At 53.3% G+C, this 19,290-nt stretch carries 13 protein-coding genes; 5 read left to right on the top strand and 8 right to left on the bottom strand.

What is annotated here, in order from left to right:
• From HMPREF9441_RS13745 to HMPREF9441_RS13730, 4 genes are all read right to left on the bottom strand, one after another.
• Positions 1 to 828, bottom strand: a complete 828-nt coding sequence (locus tag HMPREF9441_RS13745) for a zinc ribbon domain-containing protein (RefSeq protein WP_008622245.1) — start codon at positions 826 to 828, stop codon at positions 1 to 3.
• Between the two features lie 8 nt (positions 829 to 836).
• Positions 837 to 1,646 carry a Nif3-like dinuclear metal center hexameric protein gene (locus HMPREF9441_RS13740; RefSeq protein ID WP_172634970.1) on the bottom strand — a complete coding sequence of 270 codons (810 nt, stop codon included), beginning with the start codon at positions 1,644 to 1,646 and terminating at the stop codon, positions 837 to 839.
• Between the two features lie 71 nt (positions 1,647 to 1,717).
• Complete coding sequence (locus HMPREF9441_RS13735) at positions 1,718 to 2,518, bottom strand: ABC transporter permease (protein WP_008622243.1); 801 nt, start codon at positions 2,516 to 2,518, stop codon at positions 1,718 to 1,720.
• Positions 2,519 to 2,528: 10 nt separating this feature from the next.
• Entirely contained in the window at positions 2,529 to 3,149 is a 621-nt protein-coding gene (locus tag HMPREF9441_RS13730) for an ABC transporter ATP-binding protein (RefSeq protein WP_039865362.1), read from the bottom strand.
• A 101-nt stretch (positions 3,150 to 3,250) separates the two neighbouring features.
• Here HMPREF9441_RS13730 and HMPREF9441_RS13725 point away from each other — a divergent pair, with 101 nt between their 5' ends.
• The 5 genes from HMPREF9441_RS13725 to HMPREF9441_RS13705 all read left to right on the top strand — a co-directional run bounded on the left by HMPREF9441_RS13725 (position 3,251) and on the right by HMPREF9441_RS13705 (position 10,241).
• Positions 3,251 to 4,381, top strand: coding sequence for an agmatine deiminase family protein (locus HMPREF9441_RS13725; RefSeq protein WP_008622237.1), 1,131 nt, complete (start codon positions 3,251 to 3,253; stop codon positions 4,379 to 4,381).
• Positions 4,382 to 4,393: 12 nt separating this feature from the next.
• Positions 4,394 to 5,278 (top strand): carbon-nitrogen hydrolase, encoded by an 885-nt coding sequence (locus tag HMPREF9441_RS13720; protein WP_008622234.1) that lies wholly within the window; start codon positions 4,394 to 4,396, stop codon positions 5,276 to 5,278.
• A 32-nt stretch (positions 5,279 to 5,310) separates the two neighbouring features.
• Positions 5,311 to 7,503, top strand: coding sequence for a glutamine synthetase III family protein (locus tag HMPREF9441_RS13715; protein WP_008622232.1), 2,193 nt, complete (start codon positions 5,311 to 5,313; stop codon positions 7,501 to 7,503).
• Between the two features lie 87 nt (positions 7,504 to 7,590).
• Complete coding sequence (locus tag HMPREF9441_RS13710) at positions 7,591 to 9,312, top strand: GIN domain-containing protein (RefSeq protein WP_008622231.1); 1,722 nt, start codon at positions 7,591 to 7,593, stop codon at positions 9,310 to 9,312.
• 5 nt (positions 9,313 to 9,317) lie between these two features.
• Positions 9,318 to 10,241, top strand: coding sequence for a head GIN domain-containing protein (locus tag HMPREF9441_RS13705; RefSeq protein ID WP_008622230.1), 924 nt, complete (start codon positions 9,318 to 9,320; stop codon positions 10,239 to 10,241).
• Between the two features lie 86 nt (positions 10,242 to 10,327).
• On the opposite strand, the gene HMPREF9441_RS13700 is transcribed toward HMPREF9441_RS13705, so the two are convergent.
• The 4 genes from HMPREF9441_RS13700 to HMPREF9441_RS13685 form a co-directional block, all read right to left on the bottom strand.
• Entirely contained in the window at positions 10,328 to 11,245 is a 918-nt protein-coding gene (locus HMPREF9441_RS13700; RefSeq protein WP_008622228.1) for a DMT family transporter, read from the bottom strand.
• A 10-nt stretch (positions 11,246 to 11,255) separates the two neighbouring features.
• Positions 11,256 to 11,786, bottom strand: a complete 531-nt coding sequence (locus tag HMPREF9441_RS13695; protein WP_008622226.1) for a nitroreductase family protein — start codon at positions 11,784 to 11,786, stop codon at positions 11,256 to 11,258.
• Between the two features lie 81 nt (positions 11,787 to 11,867).
• Complete coding sequence (locus HMPREF9441_RS13690) at positions 11,868 to 13,214, bottom strand: MATE family efflux transporter (protein ID WP_008622225.1); 1,347 nt, start codon at positions 13,212 to 13,214, stop codon at positions 11,868 to 11,870.
• A gap of 616 nt (positions 13,215 to 13,830) precedes the next feature.
• Positions 13,831 to 19,266 carry a T9SS type A sorting domain-containing protein gene (locus tag HMPREF9441_RS13685; RefSeq protein ID WP_008622221.1) on the bottom strand — a complete coding sequence of 1,812 codons (5,436 nt, stop codon included), beginning with the start codon at positions 19,264 to 19,266 and terminating at the stop codon, positions 13,831 to 13,833.
• Between the last annotated feature and the right edge of the window lie 24 nt (positions 19,267 to 19,290).

Genomic DNA, 19,290 nt, shown 5'->3' with positions numbered 1-19,290 from the left:
TTACTCCTCTGTAGCAGCGGCAGCCCGACGGCGACGCTTCGGCTTTTCTTCTACCGCCTTGCTTTCGATTTCCACTCCGGCCAATTCCGGGTCTATCATGATACGGCCGCAGTATTCGCATACGATAATCTTCTTGCGCATACGGATATCCAACTGACGCTGGGGCGGGATTTTATTGAAACAGCCACCACAAGCATCGCGCTGCACGTAAACGATACCCAATCCATTACGGCTGTTCTTACGGATACGCTTGAACGCCAACAACAAACGAGGTTCGATAGTAGCTTCCAGATTCTTGGCACTTTCGCGCAGCTTCTCTTCTTCCGACCGCGTTTCGGAAATAATATCGTCCAACTCGGATTTCTTCACATCCAAATCCGCACGCCGGTCGTCCATCAGCTCCGTGCAATGGGCGATTTCCCCGTTCTTGTGTTCAATGGCACTGTAAGCCTCGCGGATGCGCTTCTCGTTCAGCTCCACGTCCAAGGTCTGGTATTCGATTTCCTTGCTCAAAGACTCGTACTCACGATTGTTACGCACATTGTCCAACTGCTGGCTATACTTTTCGATAGAGGCTTTGCTGGCTTCGATATTGGCTTTACGCGTGGCAATGTCCGCATTCAGTTCCCCTATCTCTCCGTGTATTTTTTCAATACGGGTAGACAAGCCTTCTATCTCGTCTTCCAAGTCCTGTACTTCCAACGGAAGCTCTCCGCGCAACGTCTTGATTTTGTCGATTTCGGAAAGCATGGTCTGCAACTGGTACAGGTTCTTCAACTTTTCTTCAATCGACAGGTCCGTCGCGTCTTTCTTCATGTCTTTTGCCATAGTGCTTATTACAAATATTTTATGGGATTAGTGTCTACCGCCGTCATGTAAAGCGGCAGTTCGGGACAAATCTCACCTATGATGGAATAAAAAATTTCTTTCGTGTATTGCTCGCTCTGGTAATGCCCCATGACGGCAATCTGCAACTCCTGATCGTGGCCGAAGTACTGATGATAGTGCATCTCCCCTGTCAGGAAAGCATCGGCTTTCTGGTTGAGCGCCTCTTCGAGCATGAAATCGCCCGCCCCTCCGCAAAGTACGACTTTGCGCACCGGACGCTGCAACAGCTCATTGTGCATCAGGCATTCAATATGGAATACGGACTTGATGCGCTGGAGAAACTTCAGGGAATCCTCCGGCTGGGGCAACACGCCGATGACTCCGCTGCCCGCCATGACGGTGTATTCATGCCCGCCGTCCTTCACCTTCACGGGATGCGGCAGAAGCAATCCCACCTGCTCCAGTTCCAACTTTTCGGCGATTTTGAAGTTCACGCCATCCTCGGCATTATCCAAGTTCGTATGCGCCGCATAGACCGTCACGTCGTTTTGGATGGCCTTCCGTACGCACCGCTCCACGTAGTTGCGGTCGGACACGGTCTTCAGCCCGTGGAACAACAACGGATGGTGTGACACGATGAGATTGCAACCCAAAGAAACGGCTTCGTCTATTACCTCCTCGGTCACGTCAAGACACAATAAAGCCCCTGATGCTTCCACCTCCGTCAATCCTACTTGCAGACCGGCATTGTCATAGCTCTCCTGCAAGGGCAAAGGCGCGAATCTTTCAAGGGCAAAAACTACTTCCTTAATTTTCACGTCATAGAAAATTTTCACAAAGATAGGGATAAGACGGGAGGTTTCCAAAGAAACCCGGTGGATTTTATCATTTATTTAGTATTCCGGCCTTTTCTGAATATCGGCTTCAGTCGCCCGAACTCATCGAACGTGCGGCGCACGGAAAGCGAAATCGTGATAACCAAGGACAGCATGGAAGCCACAACCGTGATGACGCTTATCATCAACTGGTATTTGATGGCTACTTCAGGCATTGAGCCGCCGAGTATCTGTCCTATCATCGTCCCCGGGAAAGACACGATGCCCAGCACGGCCATGTTGGCGATGCACGGGGAAAAGGATTTGATGACGGCCGAACGGAGGAAAGGCAATGTAGCCTCAAAACGGGTTGCCCCGTTACCCAACAGGTAATAATACATATCCTGTTCGCGCTGCAACTCGCTGTAATAGACATTCACGGCCATGATATTCACCGTCAGCATATTGCCGAACAACACACCGGCCACCGGAATGAAGAAACGGGCGGCAAACACATCGTCGGCACGCACTACGAAGGCCAGGAAATACAACGACACCAACAAGACCGTAGCCAGAAAGCCCGTGAAAACCGGCAGGAGCAGCACCTCGCGGCGCAAGGCTGTGCGACTGACAGCCGTATGGGAAGCGATGACGGCCATGACGGCCATCCACAGCACGTTGACCCATTCGTTGTCCCATTGAAACAAGAAACGCAAGTACACGCCGATGAGCAACAGTTGCACGGTCATCCTCACGGTTCCCCACAAAGCCGACGAAAGCAGTCCGGTGCGGAAACGCCACAGAAAATAAAAAGGTATCAGCATCAGCAACATGCCGATGGCCAATCCCGTATAAGTCAAATCCACCGTTCCCATCGCTGCCCGTTCAAAGTTTTACCACCCGGTCGCAGGCTTCCAGAAAAGCCCGGTTGTGCGACACGCTCAATACGGCCGTTCCGCCGGCCGTCAGACGGCGGAAAAGGGCTGACACCCTCCCCACACTATCCTCGTCGAGCGCAGAAGTCGGCTCATCGGCCAACAAAAGGCGTTTGCCCAACATGGCCGCCATCGACAGAATGATACGTTGCCGCTGTCCGCCGGACAACTGGACCACCTTACGGTGAAGCAAGTCCCGCTCCAACCCCAATAACGTCCAAAAACGGAACAGCTTTTCTTCCGAAAAGTCTCCGCCCCGGTTCGCTTTCAGGTGAAAAGGAAGGTGCAACATCTCGTCTACCGATTCAGCCGGAAGGAACAGTTCCTGAGGCACGTAGGCCGTGCGTTTCCGAATACGCTCCACCGTATGCTCCGTCAACTCCTCCCCGCCGACAGATACCCGCCCAGCCTCCAACGGGAGGAATCCCAACACCGCACGCAGCAGCGAGGTCTTGCCGCAACCGGACTCGCCGGTCACACAAACCCACTCGCCTGCCCGTACCTCCAGACTGAAATCCCGGAAGAGCAAACGTCCCCCAAGCCGTAACGCAGCCGATTCTATTTTCAACATCTCGCTCATTCTATGCACAAAGTTAATAAAAATAAAGCCATTATTATCGGAAGATTCGTATCTTTGTACACATAATTATACACGAAACATAAGATTGATGTATGGGATTGCAATATAAAGTCAGAAGTTCCAGTACATTAGAACGCTGGTACGAGTTGCGTTTCGAGGAGGTGAACGGACCGGAACAGACCGAAATCCGCGGCACTTTCCTGCCACCGGAGTGGTTTCCCCAAAGCGGCGTACAGTTCACATGGCCACATGCCGGAACGGATTGGTGCCACATGTTGGAGGAAGTAACGGACTGCTACGTGCGGATGGCTTACGAAATCGCCTCGCGCGAACCTTTATTAATAGTGACTCCGGAGCGCACCAAAGTAGAGACCTTGCTGAAAGAGAAACTTCCGGCACAGGCTTTCGCGCAAATACGATGGGCGGATTGCCCTACCGACGACACGTGGGCACGCGATCATGGATTTATTACCCTGATAGACGAAACCGGCCCTCTCCTTTTGGATTTCTGTTTCAACGGATGGGGAAAGAAGTTCTCCGCCGACCAGGACAACCGTATCAACCGAAGCCTGATGAAGCAAGGCGTATTGAACGGGACGTACACGGACCATTTGGACTTCGTACTCGAAGGCGGTTCCATCGAAAGCGACGGCCACGGCACGCTCCTGACCACTTCGGAATGTCTGCTTTCGGCCAACCGCAACGACCGCCTGAACCGCGCCGACATCGAAGAACGGCTCAAATCGTTCCTGCATGTCGAGAGGGTGTTGTGGCTCGACCACGGCTATTTGTCCGGCGACGACACGGACAGCCATATAGACACTTTGGCCCGTTTCTGCCCCGACCAAACCATCGCTTACGTGAAATGCGAGGACCGTACGGACGAGCACTACGAGGCACTCGCACGCATGGAAGAACAGCTTCGCACGTTCCGCACGCTTCAGGACGAACCCTACCGGCTCGTCGCCCTACCCATGCCGGAAGCCATTTTCGACGAAGACGGGCAACGGCTTCCGGCCACATACGCCAATTTCCTGGTGGTCAACGGAGCCGTACTGATGCCGACTTACCATCAGCCTGCTTTAGACGAACAAGCCCGGAAAGCCTTGCAAAAAGCCTTTCCTCAGCATGAAGTGGTCGGTATCGACTGCCGCCCGCTCATCCGACAGCACGGTTCGCTGCATTGCTGTACGATGCAGTTTCCCGTACCCGTACTCAAATAAACGAATACCCTCATGAGAAAGATAAAAGTAGGACTGGTGCAACAGTCCAATACCGCAGACACCAAGGCCAACCTTTACAAGTTGGCACAAAACATAGAAGACGTATGTAAGCGCGGCGCACAGCTCGTCGTGCTTCAGGAGTTACACAACTCGCTCTATTTCTGCCAGATGGAAGATACGCAGAATTTCGATTTGGCCGAACCGATTCCCGGTCCGTCCACAGGATTCTTCGGCGAACTGGCCCGGCAATTCGGTATCGTGTTGGTCACGTCTTTATTTGAACGGCGAACAGCCGGCCTGTATCATAACACGGCGGTGGTGTTCGACACCGACGGCTCCGTCGCAGGAACCTACCGCAAGATGCACATCCCCGACGATCCCGCTTATTATGAGAAATTCTATTTCACCCCGGGCGACCTGGGCTTCCACCCGATATCGACATCGCTGTGCAAGTTAGGCGTGCAAGTATGTTGGGACCAGTGGTACCCCGAAGGTGCGCGTCTCATGGCACTGCAAGGCGCAGAACTCCTGATCTACCCTACGGCCATCGGATACGAAAGCAGCGACATCCCCGAAGAGCAGGAACGCCAACGCGAGGCATGGACCACGGTGCAACGGGGGCATGCCGTTGCCAACGGCCTGCCGGTCATCGCGGTGAACCGTGTGGGACATGAGCCGGACCCGTCCGGACAAACCCGTGGCATACGGTTCTGGGGCAGCAGTTTCGTGGCCGGTCCGCAGGGCGAGATGTTGGCACGTGCCAGTCGCGACGCGGAAGAAAACATGGTGGTGGAAATTGATTTGGAACGCTCGGAAAACGTGCGCCGTTGGTGGCCTTTCCTGCGCGACCGCCGCATCGAAGAGTTCGCTCCGCTCACCCGCCGTTTTATTGATTAAACATTTAAATAACCCATAATACAAAAAGGTATATGTCATCCTCACTAAGATTTGAAGTTGTAGGCGAAGCTTTCAAGAAGAAAGCCGTAGAAGTTCCGGCCCCGGCCGAAAGACCGTCCGAATTCTTCGGCAAATATGTATTTACCCGCCAGAAGATGTTCAAATATCTCCCGGCCGACGTATATAAAAAGATGTGCGATGTGATAGACAACGGTGCGTCGCTCGACTTGCAAACGGCCGATGTCGTGGCTGCCGGTATGAAGAAATGGGCCATGGAGTTGGGCGTGACCCACTGTACACACTGGTTCCAACCGCTCACCGAAGGCACGGCCGAGAAACATGATGCTTTTGTGGAACACGACGGCAAAGGCGGCATGGTGGAAGAATTTTCCGGCAAGCAGCTCATCCAGCAGGAAACCGATGCCTCTTCGTTCCCCAACGGGGGCATCCGCTCCACGTTCGAAGCGCGCGGCTATTCTGCCTGGGACACCGCTTCGCCCGTCTTCGTTCTCGGCGACACCCTGATGATTCCCACGATTTTCATCTCTTATACCGGTGAGGCGCTCGACTACAAGGCTCCCCTGAAAAAGGCCATCCATGCCGTAGACAAGGCGGCCACCGACGTATGCCGCTACTTCTATCCGGACGTGAAAAAAGTCATTTCCAATCTGGGTTGGGAGCAGGAATATTTTTTGGTGGACGAAGGGCTCTACGCCACGCGCCCCGACTTGCTCATGACCGGACGCACGCTGATGGGGCACGAATCGGCCAAGAACCAGCAAATGGACGACCATTACTTCGGTTCTATCCCCGAACGGGTGGCCGAATTTATGAAGGATTTGGAAATACAGGCCTTGGAACTGGGCATCCCCTGCAAGACGCGCCACAATGAAGTGGCTCCGAACCAGTTCGAGCTGGCTCCCATCTATGAAGAGACCAATCTGGCAGTGGACCACAACATGCTGCTCATGTCGCTGATGAAGAAAATAGCCCGTAAACACGGATTCCGTTGTTTGCTGCACGAAAAACCGTTCGCCGGTATCAACGGGTCAGGTAAACACAACAACTGGTCACTGGCTACCGATACCGGAATCCTGCTGCACGGGCCGGGCAAAACGCCGACCGACAATCTGCGTTTCGTCACCTTTATCGTGGAAACGCTCATGGCAGTCTATCGCCATAACGGGTTGCTCAAAGCCTCCATCATGAGTGCCACCAACGCCCATCGCTTGGGAGGGCATGAGGCTCCGCCGACCATCATTTCCTCGTTCCTCGGTCAGCAACTGAGCGACATACTTGAACATTTGGAACATTCTACGGACGACGAACTGATAGACGTAGCCAGCAAACACGGCATGAAGCTCGACATCCCGCAAATTCCGGAACTGCTGTTCGACAACACCGACCGCAACCGTACGTCTCCCTTCGCTTTCACAGGCAACCGGTTCGAGTTCCGCGCCATCGGTTCACAAGCCAACTGCGCCGCCGCCATGATAGCCCTGAACGCGGCTATGGCCGAAGCCCTTATCGACTTCAAGACGCGGGTGGACGCTTTGATAGCAAACGGCGTAGACAAGACCAAAGCCATCCTGCAAGTGGTACGCGAGGACATCAAGACGTGCAAGCCCATCCATTTCGACGGTAACGGCTATTCCGAAGAATGGCAGGAAGAAGCCCGACGCCGCGGACTGGATACGGAACGCAGTTGTCCCCTTATCTTCGACCGTTATTTGGACGAAAGCAGCGTGAAAATGTTCGAGACGACCCATGTGTTCACACGCAATGAAATCGAGGCACGCAACGAAATCAAATGGGAAACCTATACCAAAAAGGTACAAGTGGAAGCACGCATCTTCGGCGACATGTGCATGAATCACATCATTCCCGTGGCCACACGCTACCAAAGTGCCTTGATAGACAACGTGCACAAAGTACAGGAGGTTTTCCCTGCTGAGACCGCGGCTCGACTGAATGCCAAGAACCTGGAACTGATAGAAAAGATTTCGGAACACACAAGCTTCATTGCCGAAAATGCAGACCGGCTGGTGGAAAACCGGAAGGTGGCCAACCGCATTGAAAACGTACGCGAGAAAGCCATTGCCTACCACGACACGGTGGCTCCCATGTTGGAAAGCATACGCTACCACGTAGACAAACTCGAACTCATCGTGGACGACGAGATGTGGCCGCTTCCGAAATACCGCGAACTGTTGTTCATCCGATAACCATACGACATGGAGTATTTCTTTCCGGACCATCCGGTTCCGGCAAGAATACTCCTTGTTTATTTATAAACCTCAACCCTACACCCAATGAAAAGCTCTTTGTTTAAATTTACCGCAGGACTCTATCTTATCCTACTCACAGCCTGTTTCGGCGACCGCGACGGCAAGTATCCCGTCTTCCCGGAACAGCCGACGCAAAAAGCGCGCCAAGGATTCAAATGGGAAATCGTATCCGGCGCAGGACTGCAATTCTGGGCACAACGCGACAGCCAGACTTGTGTCGTCACGGACGGGATGCTCGAAGGGGCAGTCGTCAAACACACAGGCCGCTCCCGCTCCGACGGCCGTCCCGTCATCAAAATCTTCCATATCGAAGACGGCGACATCGACGACGTACTGGACCAATTGGAAGAAAGCCCGGGATGGAACAGCGAAGAAACCTGCAAGTTCAAGGAAGAAGATTGCGAACGCAAGGGAGTGACGCGCTACGTCCTCGTACCCACCGGCGACTATGCCGACCGAATCGAAGCCGCCATGGAAGCGAAAGAGGCCATCCCCTCTACTTGTAACGGTTGGGGCGCGGGCAACAGCGGACGGAGGTATTTTGAAATCCACGACAGCCATCCGGACAAAGCCATCTTCATGGAAATAGGACAAGAGCAGCCTCTCTTCGATCCGGAAAGCATCGTCCTCACGGATATTCCCCTACAAACAGTCCGGGGAGAATTGGTCATAGGACACGAAGTCCGCACTTTCACCTCTTGCGGTGACACAATGGTATATTGGGTCAAGGACCTGACCGGAAAACTCCTGCCCACTTACGACAACGCCACCCAAGGAACCCGGAACGGCTACCCGGCCTATGCCGAACTGCAAATCCGGAATATGGGAAAAAGCTACGAGGGTTTTGCCGCCGGATACGCCGGTGTGTACGAAGTGACAGAGGTCAGGGAAGTCAAGACCGTGGCACTCACGGCAGGAAAGAATTACGATAGCCGGAAAATTTCGGTGGACAGTCTGAACACTCTTGTCACGTCGGCTTCCCTCGACATCATCTATACCCCCACTCCCGGTGAAAAAGACATAGAACTCAATGCGCCGGAAAACGTATTGCCATTTTTGGAAGTCTACGTCAACAAGAATGGAACACTCCTTGTCAACATGAAACATTTCGCCGACATCTCTTCGGATACCCCGTTCAGCATCGAACTGAAAGCTCCTCCCATGGACACGTTCCACAATAAAGGAACCGGCACACTCATCCTGAAAGACGGGGCATATAGTGACGGCGACGTTCGCGTCACAGCCGATGGTCCGGTAATATGCGGCCCCATCACTTGCCGGGATCTGTACATTTCCGCCACGTCCGACAAAAGTTTCCATGCCGACCAGCAGTTCACGTGCCGCGACATGACACTACATGCAAAAGCAAATGCTTCCATCGACCTGACCGGCGGTATCACTTGCCACCTCCTGAATGCGCAAGCCGAAGGGGGAAGCAGCATCAACGCCAAGGAAATAACGGCTACCGACGTTGCGGCACAATCCTCTTCCTCCGGAACCGTCACCCTCACGGGCAGTTGCACAAAGGCCGCACTGGCCAATACGTCGCGCGGAAGCATCGAAGCCGAAGGGCTGCAAGCCATGGATGCCACAGCTACGGTGACCGGCGAAGGGACGGTCAGTTGCCATGCCACCCGCAAGATAGAGGGGGAGGTGAACGGCACGGGCAGCATATCCTACAAAGGACGTCCGCGCATCGTTTGCAAGACACCCTCGGGAAGAGACCACATTAATCCTATAAAATAAAAAGTATGAAAAAACAGATTTTTCTTCTTCTCGTCTCAGCCATTGCCTACTGTAGCTGCACAAAGAGCCCTGCCCAATCCCTTTGTGACGGGGAAACCGGGGCAAGCCCCAAAGACATACAGACCCAGAAAGTGACCGTCGGCGACTTCAACGCCATATCAGCCACGTCGTCTGTCGATGTGGTTTATATCCCATCTGAGGATGAAACGTCCGTGGAAATCCGTGCGAGCAAGGCCGTCCTGCCTTACATCAGTGTACAAGTGGATGCCCACGGGACATTGGTCGTAGGCATGAAAAAGCCCAAAGACCCCACAAAAACCAAAGGGATAAAGGAAGTACATGTCAAGGCACGCCCGGTCGGCAGTTTGTCTGCCTCCAGTTCCGGGGACATTTTCGTAAAGGACGGCCTGCACGTAAAGGGTACCCTCCGTCTCACGGCAGGCAGCAGCGGTGACATCTCGTGCCAAGACATCAGTTGCAAAGACCTGCATGCCACATCCAACAGCAGCGGTGACATATCAGGCAAGTCCGTTTCCTGCGGCCTCCTCACTGCGGCCTCCAACAGCAGCGGCGACATCTATTTCGGTGGTTCAAAATGCCAACAGGCCGACTTGCAATGTAACAGTAGCGGGGATTTGCACATCAAAGGGTTGGAGTGCACGCATTTGATAGCCACAGCCACCTCCAGCGGAGACCTTCGTCTGCAGGGTAAATGTGAACAAGCCAAATATACAGCCTCGAGCAGCGGCGACATCGATGCCGGCAATATGGAAGCCCAGCATGTGGATGCCAATGCCTCTTCGGCAGGAGACATTTCGTGCCACGCCTCGGAATCGCTGAATGCCCACACAAGCGGCGGAGGGAGCATCGCCTATTCGGGGAATCCCGTGCAAGTATCCGCTTCAGGCAAAAACATACAAAAGCGTTAACCTCCTCCCCCAGACAGCAAAGGGACTGTCACCGGCCAATCCCGGGACAGTCCCTTTGCTGTTTTCCATACAAGCCGACACGAGCTTTATCCAACCGTCCGCTTATGCCACACGGCCTTGAACCGCAACCATCCGCGCGGCCCGACTACAATCAGCGTCACGGCAAAAAGAATCAGCAAGATGCCGACCACATTACCGCCCGTAAGCCTCTCGTGGAATACCATGACACCTACGAACAATGCCGTAAGCGGCTCCAACGCCCCGAGAATGGCAGCCGGCGTGGCACCGATGTTCCGGATGGCTTTCGCAATGGTCACCATGGATATCAGGGACGGGAACAAAGCCAGTCCCAACGCGTTCATCCATTGCGTTCCTTCCGTAAGCCATTGCAAATCCATCCCTCCGCGCAGACGGACGATATAGACCAACGAACCGAACAAAATGGCATAAAACGTGAGTTTCAATCCCGGCATCTCTTTTAAGGAAGAACGGTTCACGCCTACGATATACAGTGCGTAGGTCAACGAGGACATCAGCACCAGACACACGCCCGTCATGCTCAGCGTGGCACCGCCTTCGCCTTTATAAAGCATGGAAATACCTACAAAAGCCGTGGCAATGGATGCTATTTTCACCACGCTCAACCTTTCTTTGAAGAACACGGCCATAATCACCGCCACCAGCACGGGATACATGAACAAAATGGTAGAAGCGATGCCTGCATCCATGTAGTTGAAACTCTGGAACAAGAACAACGACGAGAAGGAGAACAGCAATCCCATGACCGCCACCGGAAGTATCTCATTCCGTTTCAGGGCAAACGACTGTCCGCTCATCTTCATCATCACGGCCAGGAACAGCAAGGCAAACACATAACGGTAGAACAACACGGAATCCACCCTGATGCCCGAAGCATAAAGCGGAAGGGCGAACAACGGATTCAGCCCGTAACTTACCGACGCTATGACACCATAGGCATAGCCTTTCACTTTTTTATTATCCATGATTCCCGTATTAATATTGGTTCCAACTACTCATCTCCTCCAACGACTTGCGCGCTTTCTTGCGGGTCTCCCCCGCCGGATAGCCCAACGAGATGAGCAGAGGTACGCGCTTTCCTTTGATGCCGAGCAGCTTTTTCACTTTCTTTTCGTCGAACCAGCCCATGATACAAGTCCCCAAACCCAACTCGGCCGCCTGCAAACAAAAATGCTCCACTGCGATGCCTACGTCGAGCAAAGAGTATTCCTTGTCTTTGATGACACTACCGATACGGGCCGTCAAGTTCATTTTCTCCAGCACCACAGCTACGATGACGGGCACCTCACGGGCAAACCCGTTCATCCCCATCCCGGCAGCCGCCGCTCCCATTTGCGGCAACAACGCCACATCGTCCACGACAACAAATTTCCACGGTTGTGAATTACAAGCCGAAGGAGCAAGCCGTGCAGCTTCCAGACATTTCATCACCATTTCACGGCTGACAGGGCGCGACTCGTATTTCCGGTCACTTTGCCGTTTCTGTATCAGTTCAGACAAATTCATACTTACATTTTTTATTTACGCTGCAAAATTAGATATTTTATGGGAAATACGTTTTCCCCTCATCTGTTTTTAACAGCTTTCTTACGCATAAACCGGAATAATTTCCTTTTTTCTCTTGTATCTCATATACCCGATACATATCATCAGCGAAACCAAAGTGGACAACGGAGGAGCAAACCCCATGAGAAACAAAGAAGAAGAACTCACCAGACTGAAGCCGTAAGACAAAGGTATGCGGAAGAGGAAGGTGGAAATCACGCTGTGTACCATGGGAAACACGGAATTGCCCTGCCCGCTGAAATAGGCATTGATGCAGAACACGAAACTCACCATGATGCAATCTATGCTGTATCCCCGCAGATAGCCGGAAGCCATCTGCACCACCTCGCTGTCGCGGGTGAAGATACCCGTCAGCGTGTCCGGCAGGAATTGTGAATAGAGGCACACCGAAACGCCGAAGACCAACGCCATGCCGATGCCCGCATACAGGCAACGGTTCATGCGCACACGCAGCCCGGCACCGTAGTTTTGTGCCGTCATGGCCGCCACGGCCGACGATATGGCCATCGGCGGCAACATGGCAAAGACTATCAGCTTCTCTACGACTCCCAAAGCCGCCGAAGCCACCACGCCCATACCGTTGACAATGACCGTAATCAGCAAAAAGGAAAAATTGACCAACAAATCCTGCAACGCGATAGGTGCTCCCAGCAGCAGCACACGCCTGCAAAGCTGTCCGTCCAGACGGATATCGCGACGCGTAAACTCAAAATGGAAACCTTTCCGGTACAGATACCACAAGGCCGTAGCAAAGCTTACCCCTTGCGAAGCGACCGTGGCTATGGCCGCTCCCGCCGCCCGCAGATGGCAGCCACCCACCAGAATGAAATCCAGCACGATGTTCAACGCACAAGCCAACGCCACGAAATAGAGCGGCGTGCGCGAATCTCCCAGTCCGCGCAAAATACCGCACACGACATTATATCCTATAATAAAAGGAATGCCCAACGAACAAATCCACAGATAGGCTTCCGTATCGGACAACGCCTCGGGCGGAGTGTGCATCAACTGCACCGTCCGGCTATGAAAAGCTACCATCAGAAAGGTCAGTACCGCACCGACTGCGGCAAACAGCCCGATGGAGGTTCCGATAATGGACGCCGTTTTCCGGTAATCTTTCGCTCCCGTGGCGATAGCAATCAACACGGTCGTCCCCGTGGTAAGCCCGAGAATGACGCCCGTCACAGTCTGCATCACCTGACTTCCGATGGCCACGGCGGCCACACTCGCAGCATCGTCATACTGCCCCACCACAAACAAGTCGGCTCCTCCGTAGAGTGCCTGAAGCACATTGGCCAATAAAAACGGGACTGCAAAATGTAGCAGAACCTTCGGCACGCTCCCTTGTGTCAAATCCAATTCTTTCATTTCTACGTCTTTTTTATTTTACCACACATAAAATGCCGGATAAGTTGATTGGTTTTACCCAGTCATCTTATCCGGCATTTCATTGTTGCCCTCCGATGAGGATTACAAAACATTACGAATATTATTTCGGCTGCAAAGGTAGGACTTATTTTTCATCCGGCCAAAAGAAAAATGTCATAAAGGCATTTTTTCAATAAATATGACATCCTGCGCATCCCGATTTCCGAACTTTACAAACGTGATGTACCGCCTTTCCTTTCGGAAGAAAAGAACAGCCCGTTTTATCCTAACGCTGCATAAACTTCTGTAAAACAATAAAATAAATCAGCATTCCCCAAGCAGTCATTCCACTTTTAGCACTTCATTTCCACGTGTTCATCTTATCGGTTTTTCACCTTCAAGAGAAACGAAAATCATTTGGCGCAGAACGAAAAATCGCTTGCCTGAGATTGAAAAATCATTTGGCGCAGAAAAATCCGCCGATGAAAGCCAACCTTTTTAGAAGTACACGATATTTACAAACCCACCTTCTTGGACTCTGAAAAACACCAAACGCCCCGGACATTACGGCCACAACCGAATGCCCGGGGCGTTTCCTTATGATGTACGTTCCGGCCTACTTGAAGAAACGGAACGCTTGTTTGCCTTCACCGGTAACCACCTGAAGCAGATAGGTGCCGGAAGCCAGACGCGCCAAAGAGATTCTGCCCGAATGTCCCTCGCGCCGGTATTCCGTGGAAAGCACGCGTCCGGAGGGATCCACGATGCTTAAACCGCATTCGCTGTCCTCAGGCAGACCTTCAATCCACAGGTCGTCGCCGACGCGGTGCACCGACATCTGTCCGGCATTCACTCCCTCTACTCCATCACCGGAGAAACCTTCCTTATGGAGGGTCAACTCGCCGTACACGGAAGTGTCCTCCAAAGAGGTAGCACGCACCACGATGTCTCCGTTGCCCGTTTCGGTCGGGGTCAGGATGCCGTCTTCATCCAAGGTGGCCAGACCGGCTCCCTGTACCACGCTCCATGCTACGAGTTGGGAGGCATTCGCGGGTTGCACGGATGCCTGCAAGTGCAACCGCCCAGTGAGGGGAGTCAACTGCGTCGTACCTTCCACCGTGGTCACTGTGACCGACTGCGGCAGGATGCCGAAATCCTTTTTCACGACGGTCACACGGGCCTCGATGCCTGTTCCGTCCACGGTCGTGGCGCATACCACGATTTCACCGTTCTCCTTTCCCCGGGCCGTCAACACACCGTTTTGAGTCAGCGAAGCCAGTTCGCCGCCTTCCAGAATCTGCCAGTTCACCGTACGGATGTCCGCCATGGCCGGCAGGATTTCGGCCTGCAAATGCAACGTGGGCCGTGAAGGTGTCAGCACGAGTTCCTTCTCTATGGCCAGCACGTTCAACTGTTCGGCAGGTACCACTGTCCATGCCCCGTCCGTGCATACCACATTGGAGCGACCGCTTCCGGACGACCTCTCCTTGGATGTCCTCGTCATCGGTTGCCATTCGTCGGAATAGGTCTCGTCATACTCCAAGGCGTAGAAATACGTCCCGTCCCCGGCGTTCAGGTCGGTGTAGGCCGTATGGGCACCCGACACCTCGGCCAACAGTTCCAGACGGTCGGCAGACGTTCCGCGCAAGACGCGGTAACTGTCCACAATGCCACCCTCGTAGGCGTTCCATATCAGGTTGACGGCACCGCCCACTCCTTTGTTCAGCATCAGGTGCGTACCGCTGTGCACACGGCTGGCCGGACTTTCCACACCGAACGTCGTGCCCAACTTGATGCAATAGCGGTCGGACGAGACAGAGGGATTGGAGGACGTGTCTACGAACTCGCCCGCTCCGGGAGCCACCTGCGCAATGCAGTCAAAGGCATTGTAGCGTCCGCTCTCCTTATATATATTCACGGTAGTGACGAAATCCGGCATGCCGGGCATGTCCCACGTCACTTTGTTCTTGCCGGTAGCCGCATCAATGCCTACCAAACGGATAACGGGCACAGGCACTTCGCCCACGATGCGGATGTGCTTCTCTTCCGATTCCACCACGCCGCACACGGAATCGCGCACCGACAAGCGGAAGGAATAATCACCGGCATCGGGGAACACCGCCTTGGCTTCCCGGCTCCCTACGCGGAGCAGCATCTCGATACGTTCGTCCGACAGCTTCACGTCGATGTCCTCGCGGGAAGCCTGTGCAAAGGCTTCAGGAAGCGTGAAGGTAATCTCCGTCCCGGCCAGTCCTTCGGCGGGGAAGTCGAACGAAAGGTCGATGTCGCGCACCATCACATTTTTGGTAGCCGTTTCGCCATCTGCCGTGCGGACGGTCACGGTTTTCAGCCCCGGCTCATTCCATGCCACTTCAAACCGTTTCCCTTCCTGACCGAGAAGCGTCCCGCCGTCCCAGTCCCACTCGGCGGTCTGCAAAGCGGCATCGGGCACATTATACGTCAAAGCCACAGCCTTGCGCGGTGCCGTCACCGTAGGTCCGGCGATGAATTGCTCGCTCACCTTAAAGGAATAGGTCTCCGACATGGGCGAATGGGCATCCCACAGGTCTATGGCCTGTACCTGCACCTCATATTCCTGTCCGGCCTCGAACCGCTCGATGGGAATCATCTTGCGCGTGGCTTTCTGGTAATATGCCCCGGGGATGACCGCTGCCTTGCCGTTTCCGCCGTTCAGCGGTGAGATGATATAAGCGCCTTCGCCTTCTGCCCCTTTCTTCTTTACGCTCACATTGTAGCGCATCTGCATGGACGGGGTTTCCTTGTCGTAAGCATCATCCCATTCCAACAATATGCCGAGGCCTTCCTGGGTGGCTCGTACGTGGGTCGGAGCTTCGGGAGCGGTGTTCTCGATGCCGGTGCGGAGCATAGTTGGCCCGTCATTCCATCCATAATAAAAATCAGGAACACCGTCGTGGTCTACGTCGGCCATGCCATCTATATACCCAAACTCCTGATTATGCAACACTTCCACCCGTCCCGATCGGTCGCGTTCCATATAAAGTATGGCGTATTCCGTCTTGTTCACGTCCGCTTCATAAAAATCATAGTACACCAAGATGTCCGGACAGCCGTTGTTGTCGAAATCGGCTATTTGGAGCACATTCACGGCATAACGGGTGCTGTGGGCATTCCCGAAAACATACTCGACCGGCGAGGAGAAAGTGTAATCCTTGTTTCCGAAACATACCACAATCCTATCCATCATACTTCTATTGCCATATACCATCACCTTGTCCGGCATGCCATCGCTGTCCATGTCTTCCAAGAAGATGCGGTAAGGGTTATCACTGCCGTCGTCTATGGAAACTATATGATAAGTGAAATCCATCCCGCCTTGGTTGATGGCAATAGCCTCGCATCTGTACCAGGCATTGTCGATGACTCTCGATGCATTTTGAGAATAAAAGTCAGGGTAACCGTCCCTGTTAATATCATACATCAAACCTTTTTGGTAATTGAAGCTAAAATTGTACTCATCCCCGGTTTTGGGAAATTGGAACTGTTCAAAACGGACGTTATCTCCCGTATTCACACAAATCCCGTCGAATTCACCATAAGCATTGGAATCGTAATACAATTCATTGAAGCCGTCGTTGTTCAAGTCCGGCATCACTTCGCTTGTGTATCCGGAATTGACACAAAACCAAGAGCTGCTTTCCTGCGCTTCGAACGAGTTGTTCCCGTTATTGAGTATCAGGTTGCCCTTATTGCTCTTTAACACGATGTCAGCATCCCCATCCATGTCGAAGTCGAGGAAAGGAGGCAATCCATCTCCCCTATAGGGTATCTGCAAATTGGAGTTGAATATCGTGCCCAATTTCTCATAACGCCCCGCACCGTCGTGCACATAAAAGCCGTTTTTGTCTATCACATCCAACACACCATCCCCATCCATATCCCAGAAATGTCGAGATTCGGTGAACCCGAAAGCCGCAGCTTCGCGACGCTCGAATGAAACACGCTGCACCGTCACTACCTTTTCGCGTATATCCTCCGTGCCATCCGCCGGATTCGTCACCGTCAGGCGGAGATGCTTCTCGCCGGGCACGCTGAACGTCAGCCATACCTGTGCGCTGTCAGCCGAGGCCTTTATGGCTTTTCCTCCGTCGAAATCCCAAGCGTAGTCCAACCCGTCGGCACGGGAAGCTGCCGTCAGTACCAACGTGTCTGCCGCTGCCAACTCATCATCCGACACCGTGAACGCTGCTTGTACGAGGTCGTGCCTGTACACCACCTCGTCCGACCACGCCGAGCCTTTGCCCATCGGATCCACCGTCTGTATGGCAATGTAATACGTCCCCTGCTTCCAACGGCTCACATCCAACGTGGCATCCAGATTTGCTCCCATGTTGCCGGGACGGAAATCGCGGCGGCTGCCGTCGGCATTCGCCCCCGAGAAATAGATGTCGTCCTTACCGGGCGCACTGCCGATGCGGAGGGCATAGGTCAAATCCACGGTAGAAGTCTCCTTGTCTTTTCCCTGCTGCCAAGCAATCTTCAGTTTGCCGCTCTTGCGGTCGAGGTTTACTGAAGGGGCAGACATGCGTTGCGGGGCTTCGTTGGCCGGGATGCCCTGCAAAAGGGGTAAGTCTTTGGTGGCCCAATACCCTACAACCTCATTCGGTTCATAATGATTTCCGAAGAGGCGCGACGTATCAGCCAAGATGTCCAGATAACCATCATTGTCTATATCTGCCAATATGACATTTTCGCTCAATCCGCTGATGACGGTTTCTTTCCAGTCGGTTGCACTGCTACCACTACGGTCATAACCAAAAGTACCGGCCACCAGTATATCATTCGGTTCTTCTACATTTTTCATGTTGTCCAAGCGGAACAAATATAAACCCTCTACCGAACCCGACCTTTCTTCACCACCATAATACAATCCCTGCTTACCGGCCAAAAGTTCCATAAAGCCATCATTGTCCACATCGAGACAAGCACCGAACGCCCATTTGGAGGCAAAGGAATACTCGTGAAGGGTAAAATGCCCGCCACCCGTGTTCTCGGCAAAAAGCAGGAAAGAGAAAGAGGAAGAATACAGATAGTCGAACGTGAGCAGAATGTCCACGTCACCGTCCTTGTCGAAGTCGTAGCAATGGATGTCCGTCACGTCCAAATCCTTCACCAAGGTCTGTTCCTCGAAACGGTCACCGCCCAAGTAGGTACGGGTGTACACACGCTTGCCTTCCGTATCATTATAGATGTAGTCGGGAATGCCATCGCCGTTCAAGTCCTTCACGGTCAGCTCGCCCGGTTGCCGGGAGGCCACGAAACGGTTGTCGCCCATGTTGTAAAAAATCGTACGCGGCCCCACCAAATCCATATAGCCGTCGCGGTTCACGTCGATTGCCTGAGTGAATTTGTAGCTTTCGTCCGTCACATGGCCGCCGCCCACAAACATGCCGTCACGCAACGACGGCAGGCCACCGGTGTCGAACTTCCCGTCAGCCTCTTCCGCCTTACGGGCCACCAACGAATCGGCCTGCGTACGCGAAAGGGTATCGATGCGCGTGGCGGTAAACGTCCCGTCGGGATTTTGATAGAGGATGTCCCAGTCCGTATTGTTGAACGCGAACAAGTCCGGCAATCCGTCGTGGTTCACATCCAGCGGATAAGCAGAATTGGCTTGATTCATCAGACGGTAGGTCCCATCGGTTTCACTTATGGCAATGGGAGTAACCCAAGCATCAGAAAACACAAAACCTGAAAAGTCCGGGATGCCGTCATTATTTGCATGCAACAACATGCCATACTGCCCGTTGCCAAAGTGGGCGACATCCGGAATTGCAATCGGCACATACGCTCCATAGCAGCCGGGAGCTTTCCAATGGTAGCGTCTCATGGATTCATGCCCCAAGTCGTAATAATATTCTTTCACTCCGTCCCTGTCAGCATCATAAAACGAAGAATAGTCGGGAATGCCTATACGCTCCAGCGGGACAGGGTTCTCCGGCAGCAACTGCTGCGCTGGGGACTGGAGGAACGAAGCCGCCCCCATGGTCACCAATAATAGTCGTTTCTTCATAAAGTCTCTTTAAAACAACAATGT

The organism is Paraprevotella clara YIT 11840 (assembly GCF_000233955.1).
Taxonomy (GTDB): Bacteria; Bacteroidota; Bacteroidia; order Bacteroidales; family Bacteroidaceae; genus Paraprevotella; species Paraprevotella clara.
The sequence above is the reverse complement of the archived record's forward strand: the minus strand, read 5'-3'. Positions and strand labels throughout refer to the sequence as shown.